The organism is Streptomyces sp. (assembly GCF_019510245.1).
In the GTDB taxonomy this organism is placed as follows: domain Bacteria; phylum Actinomycetota; class Actinomycetes; order Streptomycetales; family Streptomycetaceae; genus Streptomyces.
Genome location: NZ_JAEKKT010000422.1, coordinates 1 through 2,425, shown reverse-complemented (window position 1 = coordinate 2,425; position 2,425 = coordinate 1). Strand labels below are relative to the sequence as shown.

3 protein-coding genes are annotated in these 2,425 nt (G+C 67.2%); 1 reads left to right on the top strand and 2 read right to left on the bottom strand.

Annotated features, from left to right (window positions below):
- The coding region (locus JF597_RS53295; protein ID WP_294014228.1) for a glycoside hydrolase family 2 TIM barrel-domain containing protein at positions 1–330 on the top strand (330 nt) is incomplete at its 5' end.
- Positions 331–408: 78 nt separating this feature from the next.
- On the opposite strand, the gene JF597_RS53290 is transcribed toward JF597_RS53295, so the two are convergent.
- On the bottom strand, positions 409–1,467 hold the full coding sequence (locus JF597_RS53290; protein WP_294014226.1) for a vWA domain-containing protein: 1,059 nt from the start codon (positions 1,465–1,467) through the stop codon (positions 409–411).
- 120 nt (positions 1,468–1,587) lie between these two features.
- On the bottom strand, positions 1,588–2,425 hold an 838-nt coding region (locus JF597_RS53285), incomplete at its 5' end, for a CoA ester lyase (RefSeq protein WP_294014225.1).

Here is a 2,425-nt window from a genome sequence, read left to right as displayed (position 1 = left end):
GAACTGCGGCAGTGGGCCGAGAACGACAAGCCCATCGTCATCACCGAGTACGGATCGGACGCCTACCCCGGACTGCGCGGCGTCGTACCCAGCCCGTGGACCGAGGAGTACCAGACCGAGCTGCTCGACGTGTACCACCGGGTGTTCGACCGCGTCGACGCGGTCGTCGGCGAGCAGGTCTGGAACTTCGCCGACTTCGCCACCGCGCCCGGCGTCTTCCGTGTCGACGGCAACAAGAAGGGCGTGTTCACCCGTGAACGCCGCCCGAAGAGCGCGGCGTTCAGCCTCCGCGCCCGCTGGCGGAAGGCCGATTTCGACTCGACGGACTGACGACCCGGCGCACCTCGGAAACCCGGTAGGCGGCCCATCCGGTGTACAACCGGATGGGCCGCGCTCGGCTCATCGAATTCAGATCATGATGAGCAGACGCGTCTTCGGCTTGAGTTTCCTGTTCACCGAACGACTCTGTACGTAGACCTCCAACTTGGGATTGTTCCCCGCCTTCACGGAGACGGTTCCCTGGACATCCGTACCGAACAAAAGGCTGCGTGCCGCGTCGCCGGTATAGGCGCGGTCGGTGTCCTTTTCGACCACGATGACTTCCTTGTTCTGCTGAACCTGAGCCCGGGCGCCCAGCTGGTAGTAACAGGAGCCACGTTCGTACGTCACGCCCGGATGCGAGTTGACGAAGGAGCGAATCTCGACCTCCTTGTCGACTTTCAGGAGACGGTATTTGTCGGCCGGAATCGGTTCGAGGTTCGCCCGCACGTCGTCGACCGATATGTCCTGGCCGACGGCGAACAGGTTCTTCGTGCCGCGCACCCCCTGCTCCCGCCCGCGGAGGAAGCTGGTGGCGGCGGCGCGCACGGTGCCGATCGCCTCCTCGACGCCCTTCTGGGAGTCCGCATCCCAGATGGCGATGTTGCCGGCCGGGAAACCGTAGTTCTGGGCGGTGCGCTTGGCCAGCGAGTTCGGGACGAGGATCGCGGAGGTCCAGTGGCCCGGAAGCCCGCGCATCTTCGCCGTGATCCTGTTGAGCCAGGGACCGAGGATGGTCATGTCCCCGTCGTGCCGCCGGTCGCCGCCGGAGGCGTTCTCCTCACCGTCCGTGACGACGATCTGGAGGAAGCTGTGCTCGCCGTATTCCTCCCAGATATGGCCCAGGTCGTCCAGGGACTTCAGAGAAGCCTCTATGAGGGCCGTAGCGCCATTGTTGACCTGGTACAGCCCCCGCATGGACGGCAGATGCTTCACGTCCATGTCCCAGACCAGGTTCTCCACCCTGTGATCGAAGGAATAGAGGCTGATCCGTGTCTCGTGGCCGAGGCTGTCCGACTCCGCCTTCAGTCCCGCCACGAACTCGTCCACGACCTGAATGAGCTGACTCTGGTGCGGACGCATCGAACCCGAACAGTCCACTACCAGCGCGACGTGATTCACCTTGTGCTGGATCCTGTGTGCGGACACGTTTGTGTTCCCCCTCCGAGGCTCCCCGAATGATGTCCTCATTTTATCGGGAGGCACTGACAACGGCCCTTGTGGCTGCGGCAGTTGCGGGCCATCACGGGGCGGACGGCGGCAGTTTCCTCAGCCGCGCGAACCAGCGCTTCGGTGTCGTTCGAGGACAAGACGTGCCGTGGCGGCCATGGCCTCGTCGACCATCTCACCGTGGAACGCCACCGCGCCCGTCCCCTCCCGCTGTGCCGCCTCGACCGCCGCGATCAGCTCTGCGCAGCGGGCGAGTTCGTCGGGGCCGGGGGAGAACACCTCGTTGATCACCGGGACATGGGAAGGGTGGATCGCCATCATCCCTTCGTAGCCGAGGGAGCGGTTCTGTTCGGCGAAGGCGCGCAGCCCCGGCAGGTCGGTGATGCGCGTCCACAATCCGCTGACCGGGCGCGGTACTCCGGCTGCCCTGGCGTCCAGCAGCACGCGGGAACGCAGGGGCAGCGTTTCGGTTCCCTCGGGGCTCCAGCGGTAGCCGACGGCGCGTTCCACGTCGCCTCCGGGGGCGGTGAGTGCGCCCAAGTAGGCGATGCGGGAGGCGGCTCGGGCGATGTCGTAGGCCTCGCGCAGGCCACGTGCCGTCTCCAGCAGGGGCACCAGGGCGACCTGCCCCGGCGGCAGGCCCTGTTCCTGTTCGCACCAGCCCAGCAGCCGGTCGGCGAGCCTCACGTCCTCGACTGAGCCGACCTTGGGGAGCACGACGCCGGCGAGCCCGGGCCGTACGACCGCCCGCAGTTCCTCGGCCCCCGCCCAGCCGTCCAGCGGGTTGACACGGACGAACATTGCCATGGGTCCCGCCTGACCGGCGGGTTCGGTGGCGGCCTGGGCGAGGGCGTCGGCCACCTGGGCGCGGGCGGCGAGCTTGCCGGCGGCGGGCACCGCGTCCTCCAGGTCGAGGATCACCGCGTCGGCGCCCGCC